The sequence below is a fragment of the Streptomyces sp. NPDC107471 genome, from assembly GCF_055582845.1.
In genome coordinates this window covers 887,078-904,878 of record NZ_JBVJPC010000001.1, presented here as the reverse complement: position 1 = coordinate 904,878, position 17,801 = coordinate 887,078, and the positions used below count along the sequence as shown (strand labels likewise).

18 protein-coding genes are annotated in these 17,801 nt (G+C 72.3%); 11 read left to right on the top strand and 7 right to left on the bottom strand.

Annotation, left to right across the window (positions count from 1 at the left end; all coding sequences use genetic code 11):
- Nucleotide 1: 1 nt before the first annotated feature.
- Nucleotides 2–1,360, top strand: a complete 1,359-nt coding sequence (locus tag ACZ66S_RS04000) for a DNA cytosine methyltransferase (RefSeq protein WP_469899473.1) — start codon at nt 2–4, stop codon at nt 1,358–1,360.
- Nucleotides 1,361–1,507: 147 nt separating this feature from the next.
- Here the strand turns inward: ACZ66S_RS04000 and ACZ66S_RS03995 are convergent, their stop codons facing one another.
- Both ACZ66S_RS03995 and ACZ66S_RS03990 read right to left on the bottom strand, forming a co-directional pair.
- Nucleotides 1,508–2,518: an SEC-C metal-binding domain-containing protein gene (locus ACZ66S_RS03995; protein WP_469899472.1), complete on the bottom strand. Its 1,011-nt coding sequence runs from the start codon at nt 2,516–2,518 to the stop codon at nt 1,508–1,510.
- Nucleotides 2,519–2,666: 148 nt separating this feature from the next.
- The gene (locus tag ACZ66S_RS03990; RefSeq protein WP_469899470.1) at nt 2,667–4,139 is read right to left on the bottom strand and encodes a glycoside hydrolase; all 1,473 of its coding nucleotides are present in this window, start codon (nt 4,137–4,139) and stop codon (nt 2,667–2,669) included.
- A 284-nt stretch (nt 4,140–4,423) separates the two neighbouring features.
- Between ACZ66S_RS03990 and ACZ66S_RS03985 the strand changes: the two genes are divergently transcribed.
- Nucleotides 4,424–5,236, top strand: a complete 813-nt coding sequence (locus tag ACZ66S_RS03985) for a class E sortase (protein WP_469899468.1) — start codon at nt 4,424–4,426, stop codon at nt 5,234–5,236.
- A 5-nt stretch (nt 5,237–5,241) separates the two neighbouring features.
- Here ACZ66S_RS03985 and ACZ66S_RS03980 read toward each other — a convergent pair whose 3' ends face one another.
- Nucleotides 5,242–6,648: an MFS transporter gene (locus ACZ66S_RS03980; protein WP_469899467.1), complete on the bottom strand. Its 1,407-nt coding sequence runs from the start codon at nt 6,646–6,648 to the stop codon at nt 5,242–5,244.
- Between the two features lie 101 nt (nt 6,649–6,749).
- Between ACZ66S_RS03980 and ACZ66S_RS03975 the strand changes: the two genes are divergently transcribed.
- From ACZ66S_RS03975 to ACZ66S_RS03960, 4 genes are all read left to right on the top strand, one after another.
- Nucleotides 6,750–7,277: a winged helix-turn-helix transcriptional regulator gene (locus ACZ66S_RS03975; protein WP_469899465.1), complete on the top strand. Its 528-nt coding sequence runs from the start codon at nt 6,750–6,752 to the stop codon at nt 7,275–7,277.
- 34 nt (nt 7,278–7,311) lie between these two features.
- The gene (locus ACZ66S_RS03970) at nt 7,312–7,623 is read left to right on the top strand and encodes a DUF6412 domain-containing protein (protein WP_469899464.1); all 312 of its coding nucleotides are present in this window, start codon (nt 7,312–7,314) and stop codon (nt 7,621–7,623) included.
- 87 nt (nt 7,624–7,710) lie between these two features.
- A complete protein-coding gene (locus tag ACZ66S_RS03965; RefSeq protein WP_469899463.1) occupies nt 7,711–8,424 on the top strand; it encodes a YidC/Oxa1 family membrane protein insertase in 714 nt (237 codons plus the stop codon).
- Between the two features lie 116 nt (nt 8,425–8,540).
- Nucleotides 8,541–9,398 (top strand): fumarylacetoacetate hydrolase family protein, encoded by an 858-nt coding sequence (locus ACZ66S_RS03960; RefSeq protein WP_469899462.1) that lies wholly within the window; start codon nt 8,541–8,543, stop codon nt 9,396–9,398.
- A gap of 39 nt (nt 9,399–9,437) precedes the next feature.
- On the opposite strand, the gene ACZ66S_RS03955 is transcribed toward ACZ66S_RS03960, so the two are convergent.
- Genes ACZ66S_RS03955 through ACZ66S_RS03945 form a run of 3 tightly spaced genes read right to left on the bottom strand, consistent with a single transcriptional unit; the run spans nt 9,438 to nt 11,919 of the window.
- Nucleotides 9,438–10,295 (bottom strand): LLM class F420-dependent oxidoreductase, encoded by an 858-nt coding sequence (locus ACZ66S_RS03955; protein WP_469899461.1) that lies wholly within the window; start codon nt 10,293–10,295, stop codon nt 9,438–9,440.
- Between the two features lie 44 nt (nt 10,296–10,339).
- On the bottom strand, nt 10,340–10,849 hold the full coding sequence (locus ACZ66S_RS03950) for a heme-degrading domain-containing protein (RefSeq protein WP_469899460.1): 510 nt from the start codon (nt 10,847–10,849) through the stop codon (nt 10,340–10,342).
- Complete coding sequence (locus ACZ66S_RS03945) at nt 10,846–11,919, bottom strand: Gfo/Idh/MocA family protein (RefSeq protein ID WP_469899458.1); 1,074 nt, start codon at nt 11,917–11,919, stop codon at nt 10,846–10,848. The genes ACZ66S_RS03950 and ACZ66S_RS03945 overlap by 4 nt, the downstream gene beginning before the upstream one ends.
- Before the next feature lie 57 nt (nt 11,920–11,976).
- On the opposite strand from ACZ66S_RS03945, the gene ACZ66S_RS03940 reads away from it, so the two are divergent.
- The 5 genes from ACZ66S_RS03940 (at nt 11,977) to ACZ66S_RS03920 (ending at nt 16,595) form a co-directional block, all read left to right on the top strand.
- Nucleotides 11,977–13,113 carry an ROK family transcriptional regulator gene (locus ACZ66S_RS03940; RefSeq protein WP_469899457.1) on the top strand — a complete coding sequence of 379 codons (1,137 nt, stop codon included), beginning with the start codon at nt 11,977–11,979 and terminating at the stop codon, nt 13,111–13,113.
- Nucleotides 13,114–13,689: 576 nt separating this feature from the next.
- On the top strand, nt 13,690–14,379 hold the full coding sequence (locus ACZ66S_RS03935; protein WP_469899678.1) for a hypothetical protein: 690 nt from the start codon (nt 13,690–13,692) through the stop codon (nt 14,377–14,379).
- Nucleotides 14,380–14,492: 113 nt separating this feature from the next.
- Nucleotides 14,493–15,272, top strand: coding sequence for an HAD-IIA family hydrolase (locus tag ACZ66S_RS03930; protein ID WP_007382293.1), 780 nt, complete (start codon nt 14,493–14,495; stop codon nt 15,270–15,272).
- 87 nt (nt 15,273–15,359) lie between these two features.
- A complete protein-coding gene (locus ACZ66S_RS03925; protein WP_469899455.1) occupies nt 15,360–15,887 on the top strand; it encodes a hypothetical protein in 528 nt (175 codons plus the stop codon).
- Between the two features lie 6 nt (nt 15,888–15,893).
- The gene (locus ACZ66S_RS03920; protein ID WP_469899453.1) at nt 15,894–16,595 is read left to right on the top strand and encodes a class F sortase; all 702 of its coding nucleotides are present in this window, start codon (nt 15,894–15,896) and stop codon (nt 16,593–16,595) included.
- Nucleotides 16,596–16,866: 271 nt separating this feature from the next.
- Here ACZ66S_RS03920 and ACZ66S_RS03915 read toward each other — a convergent pair whose 3' ends face one another.
- A complete protein-coding gene (locus ACZ66S_RS03915) occupies nt 16,867–17,646 on the bottom strand; it encodes a GAF and ANTAR domain-containing protein (RefSeq protein ID WP_469899452.1) in 780 nt (259 codons plus the stop codon).
- Between the last annotated feature and the right edge of the window lie 155 nt (nt 17,647–17,801).

Sequence of the window (17,801 nt, the reverse complement as noted above, 5' to 3'; positions counted from 1 at the left end):
CATGCACGCGTCCTCCTCCGGCAGCCCGAAGATGATCACCGTACTCGACCTGTTCGCGGGCTGTGGTGGCTTCACGCAGGGATTTCATGAGTTCCGGCCTGAAGGGGCGGAGGACGACGGGCCGGTCTTCCACAGCATCGCGGCGGTCGAGCACAATGCCGCCGCTGCTGCCACGTACGCAGTCAACTTCGGCAGGGAGCGGCTCGACAAGAGGCTTCCTGCCGCCCGTATCCACTTCGGGGACATCGAGAAGTGGGAGCCGACCGAGGACGACCTGCATGCGGACGTCGTGGTCGGGGGTCCTCCCTGCCAGGGCTTCTCGGCCTTGAATCGGAACAAGAAGGGCACCGAGCGCAATCGTCTGTGGGAGGAATACGTCCGTATCGTCGCGAAGGTTCGCCCCCGGGTCTTCGTGATCGAGAACGTGGATCGCTTCCTCAAGTCGGATGAATTCCTCAACCTGCTCAAGGAGGTCGAGGAGGGCGGCAAGTTGTCCGAGTACCGGCTGGTCGATCCTCCGGGTCACACGCCCCTCGAATCCGAGGCAGAGAAGATCAAGCGCTACCTCCTCAACGCGGCTGACTACGGCGCCGTGCAAGCGCGCCGGCGGACCATCGTCATCGGTGTCCGAAAGGACACCGAGAACGGGCATGCAATGTCCTATCCGGCCCCGGTCCGGAGGCGCCGGCCGAAGAACGGCGCGGGCGTTGCTGCACAGATGCTCGCGGGCATCGGTGCCGAGCCCCTTTACTGGGAGTCCGTGGACCGAGTGTTCGAGGAGTCTGCGAAACTCCCTCTCTCCGGTACCGAACTCCCCAGCGGCGAGGAGCTGATCGAGGACATCGGGGCGTACGTCCCGGGCATCTTCACGACCGATGATCTGCATTTCAAGCGGCAACCCAAACAGCTCTCGGTGGCCCGCTACCTGGCCATCCCTCCGGGTGGCAATCGCAAGGATCTGGAGGGCAAGTGGTACACGGTGAACGAGAACGGCGCTTTTGAGTTCTACACCGTGCCGAATCCTTCGGGCGTGAAGACCAAGGTTGAGTACCTGTCGACCGAGAGCTGGGACAATCACACGACCGGTACCGGTGACGTCATGGGTCGGCTCCGCTTCGGTGAGCCGTCCGTCACCATCCGCACCGAGTTCTTCAAGCCGGAAAAGGGCCGGTACCTCCATCCGGCGGAGCCCCGCCCGATCACCCACTACGAGGCCGCCCGCATCCAGGGTTTCCCGCGAGAATTCCGCTGGTGTGGCTCGAAGACGGAGATCGCAAAACAGATCGGGAATGCGGTTCCGATCCCACTCGGCATGGCGGTCGCTTCGGCTGTTCATGCCTTCCTGCGGGATTCGGCCTGACCCGATCGGCACGCTTCGGGGGATGCGGGGAGGGGCTCAAGGCCTTCGGCTGTCAAGAGGGCCGGGTTCGGCCAGTGCGCCTGAACCCCTCCGAGCCGAGAAATCAGTGAGGGGGCCAAGTCGGAACTCCCCGACCCCCTCACCGCGTCACTCCCCGTGACACTCCCCATACCCCCGCCCCGACCCGCACCAGCACCCCGCCCCCCGCTGCGGCGGCCACTCCGCTGCCCTTCCTCGTGCCGCCAGGGTCGTCGCGTACTGGGGGAGCAGGGATACCTCCGCCGGGGACGTGCCCTCCGAGGCGGCGAAGGCCTCGTAGGAGGGGACCGTGCCCGAGACGATGCCCAGGTTGGGCGTGCCGGAGGCGGCGAGTTCGCGCAGGGACGCCTCTATGGTCGCGAGGTGCTCCTCGTGGGAGGGGTACTCCGAGGAGAGGGACGGGTAGGCCTCGACCAGTTCCGTGAGTTCGGATGCGGGCCAGTGCAGGACCGCCACCGGGAACGGGCGGGACAACGCCTCGCGGTAGGTGCCGAGTTCGGCGCGCAGGCGGGAGATCTCCGCCTCCAGCTCCGCCGGGTTCTCCGAGCCCAGGGACCACACGCGCTTCGGGTCGTGCAGCTCGTCCAGGGACACCGGGGAGGAGTGCAGGCTGTCCGCCAGGGTGTCCCACTCGTCGTGGGCCAGGCCCAGCATGCGGCGGACGCGGTGACGGCCGAACAGCAAGGGATGCGTGGAGTACGGCGGCTCCGCCACGTCCGTCAGCAGGGCCCTCGCCCCCTCCGTGAACGTCTCCTGCGCCTGCTCCAGCTCGTCGTGGGACTCCAGGGCCTCCGCGACGATCACCCAGGGGGCCGGGTCCCGGGGCGACGCCACGCGGACGCCCTCGATGATCGCGCGGGCCTCGGCCTCGTGGCCGTACTCCCACAGGTTCGCGGCCTTCAGGGCGCGGACGAGAAACGGGTTCTCCAAGCCGTCCTGTGCGGCCAGCAGGCGGTCGTAGAGGGAGGACGCGGCGGTGCGGTCGCCGGCCAGTTCCAGATGGGCCGCGGCCTGCAGGAGCAGGGCTTCGGCGTCCTCGGGATACCGGTCGGCGGTCCGCTCCAGGCGCGCCGCTTCGGCGTTGTGGTCGACGTTCTCGGCAGGCGTGTCGGGGCGCATGGGGGACACCGTACTGCCGATCAGTGTCAAAGGAGAGAGAGGTGCAGGCCAGGGCCCGGTCAACCGCAGAAGAGGCCCGCCCCGGCCCGCGCCCGCACCCCGGCCGGCGCCCGCACCCAGGGTCAAGCCCAGCGTCACGCCCAAGGACTCAGATCGTCACGCCGTCGATCTGCAGTGTCTGCACCGCCTTCGCCGCGAACGGCACCGCCACCGACTTCCCGCTCAGGAAGGTGTTGGAGTACGACGCGTACTTGTCGCCGCCCGTCGTCACCGTGTTCCAGCGCGGGACCACGCCGCCGGAACCGCCCGTCACCGTCGTGAAGCGGGACAGGTCGAAGGTGAGGGTCTGGGCCGAGGTGGAGGTGTTCAGGGCCACGACGACCAGGCGCTTGGCCGTGGAGTCGTAGGCCGCGACCGCGTTGCTCACCCCCGTGTCGAGGATCTTCATCCCGGGGCGGATGTGCCGGCTGAACTGGGCCAGGACGTAGTACTTCGTCTCGATCGCACCGGCCTGGAGGGTGCTGCCGTCGTACTTGATCACGCCCCAGCCCGCCGTCGGGTCCATGACCTGCCAGTAGACCCAGGCCGTCGGGTGCAGCCAGCGGAAGTCGTAGAGGAGGTTGAACGCCGTCGTGTAACCGGTGCCGTCGCCGTCACCGGTCTCGGAGTTCCACAGCTTCTTGCCGGCCGTGGTCACCACGTCCGTGTAGAGGAGGTCCCTGCGGCCGTTCGAACCCTGGTAGCCGTGCACGTTGACCTGGTTGACGTACCCCTTCGTCGTCGAGCTGAAGGAGTTCCAGGTGGTGCGGGCGAGGTCGTAACTGGTCTCGTCCGAGGCCGAGATCCTCACGCCGGTCAGGCCGCGGTTGTTCAACTCGCTGCGCAGGTACGGCAGTACGGCCGACTGGACGCTCGCGTCCATGTGGCAGCCCTCCTGCGTGCCGGTCGCCGTCCACCAGGACGAGGAGGGCTCGTTGAAGGCGTCGACCGTCGAGAAGTTCACGCCCCAGTTGTTCTTGGCGTAGAGGGCCACCGCGGCCAGGTGGGAGGCGTGCTGGCGGTAGTTCCAGGACTGGAGGTTGTTGCCGCCGTCGGAGGCGCCGGAGGGGTTGTGGTTCAGGCACATCCACCACATGGGGGAGTTGGCGAACAGCTCACTGACGGCCCCGCGTTGCGTCGCCTTCACCAGCATCGCCCGCTGGGTCGCGTCCGCCGTCCAGTCCCAGGCCGAGGACGTCGGGTCCTCGTTGTTCCAGTCCTGCCAGTAGCCCTCGATCTGCTTGAACGCGGGGATGTTCGGCGACGCCACCATCGACGAGCCGCTCACGCTGTTCCCGCTGCACGCGCCCAGGTTGTAGCGGGCGATGTTCAGGCCGAGGCCGGGGAGCGAAGTGCCGTTGTACGAGGTCGACTTGGTGGTGAAGAAGATGTCGGCGAAGTCGTCCCGGGCGCCGAACACGTTGGCCCACCAGGCGAGCGAGGTGCCCCAGCCCTCCCAGGTGCCGTACGACGTCCCCGGGCTGACGGCGATCGTGGCGTCCGCACGGGCGGTACCGGTGGCCAGGGCGCTGCCGAGAAGGGTGCCTCCCGCGGCTGTCAGCAGCGTTCTGCGTCGGATCATGGCTACTCCGAACTCCGATGGATCGACGCGGCCTTCTGACCCGCGTCGTGGCCTGCCCCGTTCATGCCACGACGAAGCATCGGGTGCGGTCGGTGAGCTTGTCGAGGGTTCTGACAGCCCTTCTTAAAACCAGTGGAGGAAGTTCGGTATATCGGACGCGATCACAGCTCGGGCTCCACGGACAGCCCACGCTGTCGGCTATACGAGGCCCTCGGGCCTGGTGAGTTGGACGTCCCGCCCTTATCGTGCGGGCGGCCCGGGCCCCGGCCGAGGAGGTGTGACCCGTGCGGCAGCGCATCGTGCACCACGGCACCCGGCGTCGGCGCGCACGTCGTCGGCGCGCGGTGCGGACCGGCGGCGAGCTCCTCGTCACCGTGGGCGTCGTCCTGCTGCTCCTCGTCGTGCACCAGCTCTGGTGGACCAACCGGGAGGCCAGTGAGGGCGCCCAGCGGAGGGCCGAGGCACTGGAGCGGGAGTGGGAGCAGGGCGGGGGAGGCGACCCGGGGTCCGCATCCCCGCCCGAGGGATCCCGGCAGCGCCCGGGGTCCCGGACCGATCAGGACCTCCCCGCCGACACCCCGGACTCCGACACCCCGGACTCCGACACCCCGGACCCCAACACCCCGTACGGAACCGCCCCGGGCCTGTCCCAGGCCTACGCCGTCCTCCGCATCCCCCGCCTCCACCTCCGTGTCCCCGTCGCCGAGGGTGTCGGCAAGCGGAGTGTCCTCAACAGGGGGTACGTCGGTCACTACCCCGGCACCGGACAGCCGGGCGGTGTCGGGAACTTCGCGCTCGCCGGGCACCGCAACACCCACGGCGAGCCCTTCCGGTACGTCAACCGGCTCGTGCCCGGCGACACCGTCCGGGTGGAGACGCGGGGCGCGGTGTACACGTACGCCGTGGACCGGACCCTGCGCCGGACCTCGGCCCGCGACTCGGGGGTGATCGACCCCGTCCCGCGTTCGACGGTCCATCCCTCCTACGGCTACACCGCGGCCGGCCACTACCTCACCCTCACCACGTGCACCCCCGAGTACACGTCCCGGTACCGGCTGGTGGTGTGGGGCAAGCTCGTCTCGGCGCGAGCCCGCTGACGGGGTCACCGCTCCCGCACTCCCTCCATGCCGCGCTCCCGCAGTCCCACCACGCTCGCGGCGGCCACGAGCGCCAGCACCGCCGAGACCACCATGGCGATGTCCGCGCCGTGGGCGAGGCCGCCGCCGGAGGAGGTGGCGATCGCGATGGTCAGGGCGACTCCGGCGCAGGAGCCGATGTAACGGAAGGTCTGCTGGGCGCCCGAGCCCATCGCCGCGCGCGTGGCCGGGACGGACTCCACGGCGGCCAGCGGGAGCGCCGCGTTCAGCAGGCCGCTGCCGACGCCGGCGATCACCAGGCCGGGCAGCAGCCGTACCCAGGAGCCCGCGTCCAGTGAACCGAGCATGGTCAGCACGCCCGCCGCGTGCAGCAGGAAGCCGATCGCGAGCTGCCAGCGCGGCGGCACCCGGCCGGCCAGGCGGCGGGCCTGGAGGGCGACCGCGAAGGACAGGCCGGACCAGAGGAGGAAGAGCCAGGCCGTGTCCATCGCGGACAGGCCGACGGTCTGCTGGAGGAGGGCCGGGAGGAAGCTGAACAGGCCGATCACCGCGAGACCGGTGAACAGTCCGCTGGAGGAGGACACGAGGAATCGGCGGTGGCGCAGCAGTTCCAGGTCGATCATCGGGGTGGCCGAGCGGCGTTCCACCGCGGCGAACGCGGCGAGCAGGACCACGAACGCCAGCAGCAACAGCCCGACCGGGGCCCTGAGCCAGCCGTCGCGGCCCAGGGTCAGCGCGGCCACCAGGGCGACCAGGGCGAGCCCGAAGGTGACGGCTCCGGCGAGGTCGGGGCGGCCGCCGCGCGGGGCCCGGGACTCCGTCAGGAGCCGTGCGGACAGGGCGGCCACGAGCACGGCGGCGGCGCCGAGGACGGCGTAGGACACTCTCCAGTTCGGCATCGCGCCGCTCAGTACGGGGCCGACCGCGATGCCGCCGCTAACGAACGCGCCCCAGACGCCGGTCGCGTGCAGACGGCCTCTGGGGGAGGGGAAGGCGTGCACGATCAGGCCCAGGCTGCTCGCGAGGAGCGCCGCGCTGGCCGCGCCCTGGGCGATCCGGGCGAGGGTGAACAGCCAGGTGGACGAGGTCAGGGCGCCGAGGGCCGTGGTGAGGCCGAGGGCCAGGGTGCCCGCGACGAAGATCCGGCGGCGGCCGTAGTCGTCGGCGAGGCTGCCGGCGACCAGGAGGAGGGCGGCGAGGCCCAGCGGGGTGCCGTTCAGGAGCCACGCCTGCGCGGACAGCGGGGTGTGCAGGTCGGCGGCCACGTCGGGGAGCTGGACCATCGGCGCGGTGTACGTCATGAGGGCCACGGCGGTGGCGGCGCTGGTCAGGGCCAGGGTCGCGGAGGGGCGCGAGGGCGCTTCCGCCGGGGCCGGGGTGGCCGGGGCGGACGGGGCCTTCGCCCGCGCCATGGGGATCAAAGTTCGTTCATTGAACCTAGTCATGGCGAAAACCGTAGCAGAGTAGGTTCGGTCATTGAACCAAGCACGGGAAAATGGTTACAGTGGGCGGCATGGCACTGGGCAAGGACTACGCGACACAGGAATGCTCGATCGCCCGCGCACTGGAGATCGTCGGCGAGCGCTGGACCCTGCTCGTGGTCCGCGACGCCCTCTACGGCGTCCGGCGCTACAACGACTTCCTCGTCCACCTCGGCATCCCGCGCGCGGTCCTCGCCGCCCGCCTCCAGATGCTCACCGAGGAGGGAATCCTGGAGAAGCGCCGCTACCAGGAGTCCCCGCCGCGCGACGAGTACGTGATCACCGACCGCGGCACCGCCCTGTGGCCGACCCTGCGCGCCCTCGGCCGCTGGGGCCGCGAGCACCACGGCGAGAGCGCGCTGCGCACCTTCCACCACGCCGAGTGCGGCACCGAACTCGGCTCCTACGGCGAATGCCCCGCCTGCGCCACCGTCGTACCGGTCGAGGACGTCCTCATGCTGCCCGGCCCCGGGCTCGACCCGGAGCCGGCCGATCCGGTCAGCCGGGCCCTGCTCGGCCCGCGCAGGCTCCTGCAGCCGGTCGCGGTCGATCAGGTATAACCGGGGGAGGACTCGCAGCGAGAGGGGGAGGGGCATGACGCGCCGCTGGACGACACCGCGTTTCGCCGCCGTGCTGCTGTTCCTCGTCCTCGACGTGGTCCTCCTCGACGCCGGCAGCCTCTCCGCCGCCGTCGCGCTCGCCGCGACCGCCGCGGCCGGCTCCGCGTTCGCCGCCTGCTCGCTGATCGCCTCGCGCTGCGCGCCCGCCGTACCGCCCACCCGCGTCCGCACCGCCATCCGCGACCGCGACCGCCGTACGGCCTTCCTCCCGCAACGCGATCCCGACGCCAAGGGCCGCCCTCGTCCCCGAGCGCCCGGCCACGCCCTCCCGGCGACCGCCGCGTAGGGGCTCACTCCAGTACGGACACCCCGCGCGGGTCGTCATGCCGCCAATCCCGTTCCCGGCACGACGAGACCCCCGGAGGGCTCACCCATGTCCGTCTTCGCTGATCTGGTCCAGCATCTCGCCGACCTGCTCTACCCCCTCTTCGGCGCCACCGCGGCCGCCGCCGCGATCGTCCTGTTCACCGCTCTCGTACGACTGCTCGTGCACCCCCTGTCCCGGGCCGCCGCCCGCGGCCAGAAGGCCCGCACCCGGCTCCAGCCGAAGATCGCCGAGCTGCGGAAGCGGCACAAGGACGATCCCGCCGAGCTCCAGAAGGCCGTGATGGCGCTGCACGCCGAGGAGAAGGTGTCACCGCTGTCCGGCTGTCTGCCCGGGCTGTTCCAGCTCCCCGCGTTCTTCCTGCTGTACCACCTCTTCTCCAACACCACGATCGGCGGCAGGGCCAACGAACTGCTCGGCCACGAACTGTTCGCCGCCCCGCTCGGCGGACGCTGGGCGGACGCCCTCGGTGACGGCGGGGTGTTCGGGGGAGCGGGCCTCGTGTACGTCTGCCTCTTCGCGTTCGTGGTCGTGGTGGCGACCTTCAACTACCGCCGCACGAAGCGGATGATGGCCGCGAACCCGGTCGTGCCGGTGACCGACGGGCAGCCGGTGCCGGGAGCGGGCGCGATGACCAGGGTCATGCCCTTCATGTCCTTCTTCACGCTCTTCACCGTGGCGGTGGTGCCCCTGGCGGCCGCGCTGTACGTGGTGACGAGCTCGACCTGGGCCGCGGTCGAGAGGGCCGCCCTCTACCGCTGACCGGTCCAGTCCGTGAACCGGGTATTGCGGACGGGACGCTCAGCTTGGAGGATCGACCAGTCATCCGATGGCTGCACCCGTCGGAGGGCGCCCCGCGATCGAGGGAGATAGTGATCATGAAGTTGCTGCGAGTCGGTACGGCGGGGACGGAGACGCCCGCGCTGCTCGACGCCGACGGGGTCCTGCGGGACCTGTCCGGTGTCGTGGGAGACATCGACGGGACGCTGCTCGCCGACGACGCGGCACTCGGCCGGGTCCGCGCGGCCGCGGCGGCCGGGGACCTGCCGGCGCTGGACGCCACGGGGCTCCGCGTCGGACCGCCGGTCGGGCGGATCGGGAAGATCGTCTGCATCGGCCTGAACTACCACGACCACGCCCGGGAGACGGGGGCCGAGCCGCCCGCCGAGCCGGTGATCTTCTTCAAGGCCGCGGACACCGTGGTCGGACCCCATGACACGGTGCTGGTGCCCCGCCGGTCGGTGAAGACCGACTGGGAGGTCGAGCTGGCGGTCGTGATCGGGCGTACGGCCCGCTATCTGTCGTCCGCCGAGGAGGGGCTCGCCCATGTCGCCGGGTACGCGGTGGCGCACGACGTGTCCGAGCGGGAGTTCCAGATCGAGCGCGGCGGGACGTGGGACAAGGGGAAGAACTGCGAGACGTTCAACCCCCTGGGACCGTGGCTGGTGACGGCCGACGAGGTCCCGGACCCGCAGAGCCTGTCCTTGAGGCTGTGGGTCAACGGCGAGCTGAAGCAGGACGGCACGACCGCCGAGCAGATCTTCCCCGTCGGTGAAGTGGTGCGGTACGTCAGCCAGTTCATGACCCTGTACCCGGGTGACGTGATCAACACGGGTACGCCCGCGGGGGTCGCGATGGGGAAGCCCGAGCCCAAGCCGTATCTGCGGGCGGGGGATGTGGTGGAGCTGGAGATCTCGGGGCTGGGGCGTCAGCGGCAGGAGTTCAAGGACGCGTAGACGCTCCGCCGGGTGAGCCGGGGACTGCGCGTCGGCAGCTCACCCGAGCAGAGAGGCGAGCTTGCGCCAGGCCTGCCTCGGGAGTTCGTAGCGAGGGGCGCCGTCCACGATCTGCAGGGCCACGTGGTCCGCGCCCGCCTCGATGTACTCGTCGACGCGGGCGCGGATCCTGTCCTCCGTGCCCCAGGCGAAGACGGCGTCCACCAGGCGGTCGCTGCCGCCGTCCTTCAGGTCGTCCTCCGTGAAGCCGTTGCGGAGGAAGTTGTTGGTGTAGTTGGGCAGGCCCAGGTAGATGGCCAGGTAGTCGCGGGCCAGGGTGCGGGCCCGGGCGGGGTCGGACTCCAGGACGACCTTCAGCTCCGGCGCCAACAGGGGTTCCGCACCGAGGAGTTCGCGCGACTTCGCGGTCTGCTCCGCGGTGATCAGGTACGGGATCGAGCCGGCCGAGCGGTCCCGGGCCAGCTCGACGGTCCGCGGGCCCAGCGCGGCCAGGACGCGGCCCTCGGCCGGCGCTCCCGCCGCGTCCAGGGCGTCGAGGTAGGCCACCAGGGCCGAGTACGGGCGCCGGTACTGCTCCGCGAGCTTGGCGTGACTGACGCCCAGGCCCAGGACGAAGCGGCCGGGGTGGGCGGCCTCCAGGTCGGCGAAGCGCGCTGCGGCCTCCCCGGCCTCGTGGTCCCAGATGCTCTGGATGCTGGTGCCGACGAGGACCCGGGAGGTCGCCTCCAGGAGCGGGGCGGCGTTGGCGGCCGAACTGCTGCCGCCCAGCCAGATCGCCCCGAACCCGAGCTCCTCCAACTCGGCGGCGGCCTCGGCGCGTTCACCTCGCCGGGACGGGTCCTCCGCGCGCAGACCGCCGCCGTTCCAGATGCCGTGCCTTCCGATGGTCTCCTTCATGGCAGGTGCCAACGCGGGAGGCCCCGGCGATAATTCCGGTTCCGCTAACGGTCCTTGCCGAGGAACTCCTCCAGCGCCTCGACCACGAACCGGTGGTCCTGGAGCTGTGGCAGACCCGAGACCGTCACCGTGCCGACGACGCCCACGCCCTCCACCGTGATCGGGAAGGAGCCGCCGTGGGCCGCGTACACGTCCGGGTCCAGGCGCGAGGACTCCTCGAAGGTGCTCCCCTTGGCGCGGAACCGGGCCCCGACCAGGTAGGACGCGGAGCCGTAGCGCTCCACGACCCGGCGCTTGCGCTCGATCCAGGCGTCGTTGTCCGGGGTGGAACCCGGCAGGGCCGCGTGGAAGAGCTGCTGGCCGCCGCGGCGGATGTCGACGGCCACCGGCGCCTGCCGCTCCCGGGCCATGCCGACCAGCAGGGAGCCCAGCGCCCACGCGTCCTCGTAGGTGAACTGCCGGAAGACCAGACGGCGTTCCTGCGCCTCCAGCTCCTCCAGCGGCGGGGTGAGTTCCGGGTGGAACTTCGGGGTCAGCTCGGTGTTGTGCGTCACAGCTCCACCGCCACTCCGTCGAGGGCCGAACGGCGCGCCGCCTCCAGTACGTCGAGGGCGGCGGCCGCCTCCAGCGCGGTCACCGGGTTGGTGCCGCCGTCGGCAAGGGCCCTGGCCACGGCCGCATAGTAAGCGGGGTAGTCGCCGGGGAGGGTGGGGACGGGGCTGCCGCCGCCCGTCACGGGGGACTCCCCCGCGCCCAGCCGGCCCCACAGCGACTCGGGCTCGCGGCCCCAGTCGGCGGCCGTACCGGGTCGCTCGCCCTCGCGCAGTGCCGCCTCCTGCGGGTCCAGGCCGTACTTCACATAGCCCGCCTTGGAGCCCAGCACCCGGAAGCGGGGGCCGAGTTGGGCGGTGGTGGCGGAGACGTACAGGTGGGAGCGGACGCCGTTCGCGTGTGTGATCGCGATGAACGTGTCGTCGTCGATCTCTGCACCCGGGCGGCGGACGTCCGCCTCGGCGTACACGGAGGCGGCGGGACCGAAGAGCGTCAGGGCCTGGTCGACGACGTGGCTACCGAGGTCGTACAGGAGACCTCCGATCTCTGTGGGGTCGCCGGACTCCCGCCAGCCGCCCTTGGGCTGCGGCCGCCACCGCTCGAAACGGGACTCGAAGCGCCATACGTCGCCCAGTTCGCCCTCGTCGAGGAGTCGGCGCAGGGTCAGGAAGTCGTTGTCCCAGCGGCGGTTCTGGAAGACCGACAGGAGCAGGCCGCGCTCCTCGGCGCGGGCGGCGAGCGCACGGGCCTCGGCGGCCGTGCCGGCGATCGGCTTGTCGACCACGACCGGGAGGCCGGCGTCCAGGGCGGCGGTGGCGAGCGGGACGTGCGTCTTGTTGGGGGACGCGATGACGACGAGGTCCAGGTCGGCGGCGCGGGCGAGCAGCTCGTCGGCGTCGGCGACCGTACGGACGTCCGGGAACTCGGCGCGGGCCTGTTCCTGCCGCTCGGGGTTCGAGGTGACCACCGTGTCGAGGGTGAGGCCCTCGGTGGCGGCGATCAGCGGGGCGTGGAAGACGGAGCCCGCGAGGCCGTAGCCGACGAGGCCCACGCGGAGGTCAGCAGCAGTCATGCCCTCCACTTTCGCAACGGTGTTGCCAAAGTGCAAGCGTGCCGGAGAATGGCCGGTGTGAACAGGACGAACGGCGGAGTCAACCTCCCGGCCCTGCGCAGCCACAACACCGCGCTCGTGCTCGACCTGCTGCGGGGCGCGGGCGCCGGGGGGATCAGCCGGCTGGAACTCGCGGAGCGGACCGGGCTGACCCCGCAGGCCGTCAGCAAGATCACCGCGCGGCTGCGGGGGGCCGGCCTCGCGGTGGAGGCGGGGCACCGGGCGTCGACGGGCGGCAAACCGCGTACCGTCCTGCGGCTGGTACCGGGAGCGGGGCACGCGGTGGGCCTCCACCTGGACCGGGACGCGCTGCGGGCGGTGCTGGTGGATCTCGCGGGGGCGGTGGTCCGGGAGCGGCGTGCCGCGCTGGACCTGGGGGCGGGGGCGGATGCCGTCGTCTCGGCGGTCGCGGGGGAGGTGGAAGGGCTGGTGACGGAGGCGCGCCCCGGCCCCGGCGCCGAGAGCATCACCTCACCCACCCCTGTCGGCTCGCTCCCCTCCCTCCCCTCCCTCCTCGGCGTGGGCGTCGCCCTCCCGGGGCCCCTCGACCACACCAGCGGCGTGCTGCACCGCGTCACCGGCTTCCCCGAGTGGGACGGCTTCCCCCTGCGGGACGCCCTCGCGCGACGGCTCGGGGTGCCCGTCGTGGTCGACAAGGACACCAACGCGGCCGCGCTGGGGCTCGCGGTCGCGGGGGAGCGGGGGTCGTTCGCGTACCTGCACCTCGGTACGGGGCTGGGCGCCGGGCTCGTCATCGGCGGGGCCGTGCACCGGGGCGCGCGGACCGGGGCCGGGGAGTTCGGCCACCAGGTCGTCCAGCTCGACGGACCGCCCTGCGGCTGCGGCGACCGGGGCTGCGTGGAGGCGCTGTGCCTGGCGGCGGTGGCCCGCGGCGACCTCGCCGAGGCGGCCCGGGTCCTCGGCATCGCGGCCGGCAACCTCGTCGCGCTCCTCGACATCGACCTGGTCCTGCTGGGCGGCCGTACGGTCACCACCGCGCCGGAGCCTTTCCTACGAGGTGTCGCGGCCGTCCTCGACGAGCGCACCCGGCGCACCGGCGAGGACCCGGTCCCCGTCCGCGTCGCGACCGGTGAGGTCGCCGAGGGCGCGGCACAGCTCGTACTGGCCCCGCTCTTCGGCCGATCCGACGCGTGAACGCCCTCGGCGTCCGCTGATCGAGGGGACTTCCCCGGCCGTACGGAGCGGCATCCCTCGCCGGCCGCGGTCGCCCGGCATGGTCATGTGTTCATGCGACGGTATGTGCACGGATACAAGCCCACCCTCCTCGGCCTCGCGACAGCAGCCGCCCTGTTGCCCGCGCCCCCCGCGACAGCAGCCCCGGCCCCGGCCCGGTTGCCGGCGGCGGTCGCCCTGGCTCCTGCTCTGTTGCCCGTGGCGCCAGCAGCGGCTCCGGCGCGGGCCGCGCTGCTCGCTCCCCCCGCGGCTGCTGGCCAGGCTCCGGCCCGGTTGCCAGCGGCGGTCGCCCTGGCTCCGGTCCGGTTGCCCGCGGCTGTCCACCAGGCACCGGTCTTGTTGCCCGCTGCTCCCGCGGCCGCAGGCCTGGCTCCGGCCCGGTTGCCCGCGGCCGCAGGCCTGGCCCCGGTCGCGCTGCCCGCTGCCGCCGGCCAGGCCCCGGCCAAGTACCCCGCCGCTGCCGGCCCGCTCCCCGCCCCCGCCGCTGCCGCCCCCCTCCCCGCCCCCGCCGCTGCCGCCCCCCTCCCCGCCCCCGCCCTGTTGCCCGCGCCCCCCACAGCAGCCGCTGCCTCCCTGAGTTCCGGGGCGGCGGCCACCCCCGCGGCCCTCACCGACCCCTCCTGTGCCCCCGTAGGCCGCTCCTTCCCCCTCGCGACGCGGATTCGTGGGGGGCCCGAGGTCTACGAGGGCGGGGAGTTCGGGGTCTGGTATCTGGATCTCGTCAACACGACCCGGGACACCTGTGCGGGGATCCACCCGGTCGTCGTGCTGGTCGACGAGCGGCACGCGCTGAAGCCCTCGCAGGTCCGGCTGGAGTTCCAGGACGGCCACCGCAGGCGCGCCGTGCGGTTCGAGAGCACCGACGAGGACGAGCTCGTGGGGGCGTTCGAGGGCCCCGGGCTCACCGTGGGGCCGGGCAGGACGCTCACCGTGAAGGTGCGGCTCGCGGTCAGCGAGGACGCCGTACCGAACGAGGTCACCGCCAACGCGGCCGTGGTCCAGCGGCACGGGGCGGACGGCGACTGGGTGGGGCAGTCCGACGACTACCGTTTCGGCATCGGCTCCGCGCCGCACGACCCCACCCCCACCCCCGAGGGCCTCCCCTTCACGGACGCGGCCGAGGAACTGGCCAGCACCGGCCCCGCCGTGGCCGCCGCCGTCCTCGGGACCGCCGCCCTCCTCCTGGTCACGGCGGGTGCGATCCTGCGGGCGCGGGGCCGCCGCTGACCCCGGACCTTCAGGGACCCGTCCCCGACCGGCCGTTCCCCCAAGATCCGGCCACTGTCTAGGCTGGGGCCGACGCAGCAAGGCGTACACGCGTACGGCAGGAGATCCCGCACATGGCAGACCGCAAGCCCATCGATTCGTGGCTCACCGACATGGACGGTGTACTCATCCACGAGGGCGTTCCGATCCCCGGCGCCGACGCCTTCCTCAAGAAGCTCCGCGAGTCCGGCAAGCCCTTCCTGGTGCTGACCAACAACTCCATCTACACCCCGCGTGACCTGCACGCCCGTCTGCGCCGCATGGGCCTGGACGTCCCGATCGAGAACATCTGGACCTCCGCCCTGGCCACCGCGCAGTTCCTGGACGACCAGCGGCCCGAGGGGACGGCGTACGTCATCGGCGAGGCCGGTCTGACCACCGCCCTGCACGACATCGGCTACATCCTCACCGACCACGAGCCCGACTACGTCGTCCTCGGCGAGACCCGCACCTACTCCTTCGAGGCCATGACCAAGGCGGTCCGCCTCATCAACGACGGCGCCCGTTTCATCTGCACCAACCCCGACGAGACCGGCCCCTCCGCCGAGGGCGCGCTACCGGCCACCGGTGCCGTCGCCGCCCTGATCACCAAGGCGACCGGCAAGCAGCCGTACTTCGCGGGCAAGCCCAACCCGCTGATGATGCGCACCGGCCTGAACACCATCGGGGCGCACTCCGAGACCAGCGCCATGATCGGCGACCGCATGGACACCGACGTCCTGGCCGGCATGGAGGCAGGCATGCAGACCTTCCTGGTGCTCACCGGCCTGACCCGGCCCGAGCAGGTCGAGGACTTCCCGTACCGGCCCTCCAAGGTCGTGGACTCCATCGCGGACCTCGTCGACCGGATCTGAGGCCGACCCGAACGGAGCAACGCGGCGCCCCCTCGGGATGCGGGCCGGCAGGTCCCGGGAGACCCTCCACATATCTGGAGGTTCACGATGGGTTCACTACGCCTCACGCTCTGTACCGCCGCCCTGGCTGTCGTCGCCCTCGCCCCGCCCGCGCAGGCGGGGGACGGCGGCAGCGTCTCGGTGACCCCGTCGATCCCCGCCGCCGGTACCGACCTCGCGCTGCGGGTGACCGGCTGCGCCGGGAAGACGGCCACCGCCGCCTCGGCCGCGTTCGTCGCGGACGCCCGGCTGACGGGCACGGACGGCAGCCTCGCCGGCGAGACCCGCGTCCGCTCCTCGATCGAGCCCGGACCCTACGAGGTGCGGATCACCTGCGCCGACTCCGAGGTGCGGGGCAGGATCACCGTCGCGTCGGCGACCGGTGGCAGCACCCCGGCGTCCCCCGCCGCCCCCGTCGACGCGGGCGGCGGCTGGACCGCCACCCATCTGTCCGCCATGGAACCGCACGCCGCCGGACCCGGCACCGGGCACGCGGTGACGGGTCTGGTGCTCGCCGGGGTCGCGGCGGTGGCCGTCGTGCTGCGCCGCAGCCGCCGGAGCCGCGAGGCGGACTGAGCGGCGATGTCCCACCGTTTCTCCGACCGGGAGGGCGACCGCGCCCCGCACGGCCGCCCCTCCGGGACCGCACGGCTGCTGACCGGCGTGACCTGGGCGGTCCTGCTGCTCGGGCTGTGGCTGTGGGGCCGCGAGGTCACCGACGTACGGCACGGCCCGTCGGCGCCGGCCGCCGGTGACGTGGCCGCGGTCGGGCGCCCGCCCGGTGCGGTCGAACTGCCGCCCGCCGTGCGGCCGTTGGCGGGAGCCCGGCCGCAGCGCCTGGACATCCCGGAGCTCGGCGTGCAGGCGCCGGTGGTGGCCCGGGGCCTGGACGCCCGGGGCGCCCTCGACCCGCCGCCCTTCGACCAGCCCGGCGTCGTCGGCTGGTACGCGGCCGGCGCGCGGCCCGGGGCCGCCGGGACCGCGCTGATGGTGGGACACCTCGACACCGACACCCGGCCCGCCGTGTTCTTCCGGATCAGCTCGCTCCGGCCGGGCGGGACGATCCGGGTGATCCGCGACGACGCCAGGGTCGCCGAGTTCACCGTCGACGACGTGCGGACCCTCAGCCGCGAGAACTTCGACGCCCGCCAGGCCTACGGCCCCCGCGAGCCGGGCCGCGCCGAACTGCGCCTGGTCACCTGCGGTGGCACCTTCGACCGGGCGAGCCGCAGCTACACGGCCAACGTGGTCGTCTCGGCGTATCTGACGGGCACGGGCCTGTAGGACTCCCGGAGCACCACCTGGCCCGGTCGGCGACCCGCTCCCCCCGAAGCCGCCGACCGGGCTGGTCCTCGACCGCGCACGCTCGGGCTGCGGGAGTAACCCGGCGACGGCGCGGGAGGCCTGGAGGCACGGTGGTGATGACTCGGCCAGGGGCTGGGGCCGTATACGTATGAGAAGACTCTAGAACGGATGAGCGCTTGGGCCTAGGGGCCGACTGACCCCAAGTCCCCTGCTCGTGGCTCTCCGTCACACCCGCTGGTGGCCCTCGGTTCTACACGGGTCCGTCAGCGCTGCCGCCGAGCTGCCGGCGCAGTCCGGCGTCGTCCCCGACACCCTCGATGACCGCGCTCGCCACCTGGTCCAGGGGCAGCCGGTGGCGTCGGGCGTACTGCCTCAGCGCCATGAACGCCCGGTCGGCGGGGACGCTCCAGCGCTCGGCGAGCATCCCCTTGGCCTGCTCGATGCGGACCCTGCTGGACAGGGCTTCCTGCAACTGCCCGGACAGGGTGCGGTACCGGGCGTAGGTGTGACGGTTCCGCAGACCGAGGGCGGCGGCGTCGGCGAGGGCCTGGGCGACCTGGAGCTCCGTGGTGATGTCGTCGGCCGGGGCGGGGTCGGGCAGCGTGGGCACGAACACGTTGAGGGCGCCCAGCAGGTGCTCGCGGCGGCGCAGCGGCACCGCGAACGTGGTCACGATGTCGTGGCTGAGGGCCCGTTCGGTGAAGTCGGGCCAGCGGGCGTCCGCGTGGGCGACCCGTATGGAGACGGGCGGCACGGGTCGGCCCGAGCCGTAGCTGTCCAGACAGGGGCCGCCGCCGTGCTGCGCCTCCAGCAGGTCCAGCGCCACCCGCTCGTGCCGGCTGCTGGCGGCCAGCGACACCGACCGGCCGCCGTCGACGAGCATCACCCCGGCCGCCCGCGCGTGGAGGAGCTCCACGCAGTGGTCGGAGACCCGTTGTAAGTACCGGGTCGCCTCGAAGCCGTCGACGAGGGTGTCGGCCGCCTCCACCAGTGCCGAGGCCAGCCGGATCTCCCTGGTGGCGTACCGCATCGCTGAGCACTCCCCTTCATCGACGAGCGCCCCCGTACGGCGCGCACCTACCCCGACCTTCGGGGCTGTAACAGCTCCTGGACAAGGCTCGGGCGAGCTCGTGGGCGGCGCGACCGGTGTGTCACGATTGAGACTTGCCACGGTGCACCCAGGGG

Excerpts from the sequence above, each read along its gene's own strand:
- ACZ66S_RS04000 (WP_469899473.1), top strand. The coding sequence starts at position 2 with ATGCACGCGTCCTCCTCCGGCAGCCCGAAGATGATCACCGTACTCGAC.
- ACZ66S_RS03995 (WP_469899472.1), bottom strand. The coding sequence starts at position 2,518 with ATGCGCCCCGACACGCCTGCCGAGAACGTCGACCACAACGCCGAAGCG.
- ACZ66S_RS03990 (WP_469899470.1), bottom strand. The coding sequence starts at position 4,139 with ATGATCCGACGCAGAACGCTGCTGACAGCCGCGGGAGGCACCCTTCTC.
- ACZ66S_RS03980 (WP_469899467.1), bottom strand. The coding sequence starts at position 6,648 with ATGGCGCGGGCGAAGGCCCCGTCCGCCCCGGCCACCCCGGCCCCGGCG.
- ACZ66S_RS03975 (WP_469899465.1), top strand. The coding sequence starts at position 6,750 with ATGGCACTGGGCAAGGACTACGCGACACAGGAATGCTCGATCGCCCGC.
- ACZ66S_RS03970 (WP_469899464.1), top strand. The coding sequence starts at position 7,312 with ATGACGCGCCGCTGGACGACACCGCGTTTCGCCGCCGTGCTGCTGTTC.
- ACZ66S_RS03965 (WP_469899463.1), top strand. The coding sequence starts at position 7,711 with ATGTCCGTCTTCGCTGATCTGGTCCAGCATCTCGCCGACCTGCTCTAC.
- ACZ66S_RS03960 (WP_469899462.1), top strand. The coding sequence starts at position 8,541 with ATGAAGTTGCTGCGAGTCGGTACGGCGGGGACGGAGACGCCCGCGCTG.
- ACZ66S_RS03955 (WP_469899461.1), bottom strand. The coding sequence starts at position 10,295 with ATGAAGGAGACCATCGGAAGGCACGGCATCTGGAACGGCGGCGGTCTG.
- ACZ66S_RS03945 (WP_469899458.1), bottom strand. The coding sequence starts at position 11,919 with ATGACTGCTGCTGACCTCCGCGTGGGCCTCGTCGGCTACGGCCTCGCG.
- ACZ66S_RS03930 (WP_007382293.1), top strand. The coding sequence starts at position 14,493 with ATGGCAGACCGCAAGCCCATCGATTCGTGGCTCACCGACATGGACGGT.
- ACZ66S_RS03925 (WP_469899455.1), top strand. The coding sequence starts at position 15,360 with ATGGGTTCACTACGCCTCACGCTCTGTACCGCCGCCCTGGCTGTCGTC.
- ACZ66S_RS03920 (WP_469899453.1), top strand. The coding sequence starts at position 15,894 with ATGTCCCACCGTTTCTCCGACCGGGAGGGCGACCGCGCCCCGCACGGC.
- ACZ66S_RS03915 (WP_469899452.1), bottom strand. The coding sequence starts at position 17,646 with ATGCGGTACGCCACCAGGGAGATCCGGCTGGCCTCGGCACTGGTGGAG.